We start from the raw sequence: 1,650 nt of genomic DNA on the forward strand, positions 1-1,650 counted from the left end.
CCAGCCCGTTCCCCCCGCTGGGCAGCCCCGCGTCCGCCGTCGCCCCGTCCGCCGGACCGTTCTCGATCTGCATGGCCACCTCGGCGTCGCGGTGGGCGAGGCGGACCATCACCTTGGCGCCCGCCGCGTGCTTGTGCACATTGGTCAGCGCCTCCTGGATCACCCGGTACGCGGTCTGCTCCACCAGCGCGTCGTACGCCCGCTCCACCCCGTGGACCATCAGCTCCACCACCATCCCGGCCTCCCGGGACTGCCCGACGAGCGCCTCGATGTCGGCCAGACACGGCCCCTCCTCCGCCGCGGCGGCTGCCGCGGCAGCCGCCGCGCCCACGGCCGCCAGCGGGACCGCCGCCGGCGCGTCCGCACGGTCCGCCCACCGCACCGCCTCACCGGTCCGCAGCACGCCCAGCATCTCGCGCAGCTCCGTCAGCGCCTGGCGGCCCATGTCACCGACGAGGACCGCGTTCTTGACGGCCTTCTCCGGGTCCTTGCGGGCCACCGCCTGGAGCGCCGCCGCGTGCACGACCATCAGGGACACCCGGTGGGCCACCACGTCGTGCATCTCGCGGGCGATCCGGGTGCGCTCCTCCGTACGGGCCCACTCCGCGCGCTCCTCGGCGCGGTCCGCGAGCAGCGACAGCTCCCGCTCCAGGGAGTCGGCGCGCTCGCGCAGCGACTCCATCAGCCGGCGCCGGGCCCCTATATAGAGCCCCAGGAGCAGCGGCGGGGCGGTCAGGCCGAGCGCCATCACGCCGGAGAAGAGCGGGACCAGCCAGCGCCCGCCGTCGAAGGCGCCGTCGTCGACGCTCTGGTTCATCCGTACGAAGGTGACGATGAAGGTGCCCGCCAGGCACATCCCGGCCAGCGCCGCGGTGATCCGGCGCGGCACCTCGGAGGCGGCCAGCGTGTACAGGCCGACGATGCCGAGCAGAAAGCCCATGTTCGCCGGGGTCACGGCGATGGAGACCAGCACGACGGCGACCGGCCAGCGCCGCCGCGCGGCCAGCGTCACCCCGGCCACCAGCCCGAAGAGCACCCCGGCCGGTACGGGGACCCCCGCGTCCCCGGCGAACTTCACACCTTCCAATGCGCACTCGAACGCGGAGGCCAGCCCCAGTCCGATGTCCAGGGCGGCACCGCGCCGCCGTTCCCACCACCACCAGCCGCGGGAGGTCGTCCCCGCGGAGTAGTGGTCTGCCCCCGTTGCGGTCATGCCATCCAGCCTACGGGCGCCCGCCAGCGATTTTCCGGTGACTTCACCAGCACAGAACGCAATCGAACACGCACGGTCGCGGCGGTCATCCGTCGATCTGATGAATCGAAACGGCACCTTCCGGCGGTCGTCCGCGTTTCCGGGCGAACGGGTCCCTGCGCCTGCCGGGGAATCTTGATCGTCCGCGTCACCGGGAGCGCCGATCTCCACCGTCGCACGGAAGGCGCTTGGTACGGCATAGTGTTGGGTGCCGATCCGGCGACCTGACGTGATGTCCGGTTAAGTCGGTTTCCATCCCCCGTGGTGTAATTGGCAGCACTGGGGCTTTTGGTGCCCTATGTCCGGGTTCGAGTCCTGGCGGGGGAGCTTCTGCGCCGGGTCCTGACTGTCACAGTCAGGACCCGGCGCTTTTCCCCCTCCCCCACCCGGATTTCCGC

The 1,650-nt window shown here is 71.9% G+C and carries 1 protein-coding gene and 1 tRNA gene; one reads left to right on the forward strand and one right to left on the reverse strand.

What is annotated here, in order from left to right; translation table 11 throughout:
- On the reverse strand, positions 1-1,213 hold a 1,213-nt coding region (locus ACJA3G_RS36485; protein WP_406557312.1), incomplete at its 3' end, for a sensor histidine kinase.
- A 294-nt stretch (positions 1,214-1,507) separates the two neighbouring features.
- Between ACJA3G_RS36485 and ACJA3G_RS36490 the strand changes: the two genes are divergently transcribed.
- Positions 1,508-1,579, forward strand: a tRNA-Gln gene (locus ACJA3G_RS36490).
- Positions 1,580-1,650 lie beyond the last annotated feature (71 nt).

Origin of the sequence: Streptomyces sp. YS-3 (assembly GCF_045257485.1) — a bacterium.
Classification (GTDB): domain Bacteria; phylum Actinomycetota; class Actinomycetes; order Streptomycetales; family Streptomycetaceae; genus Streptomyces.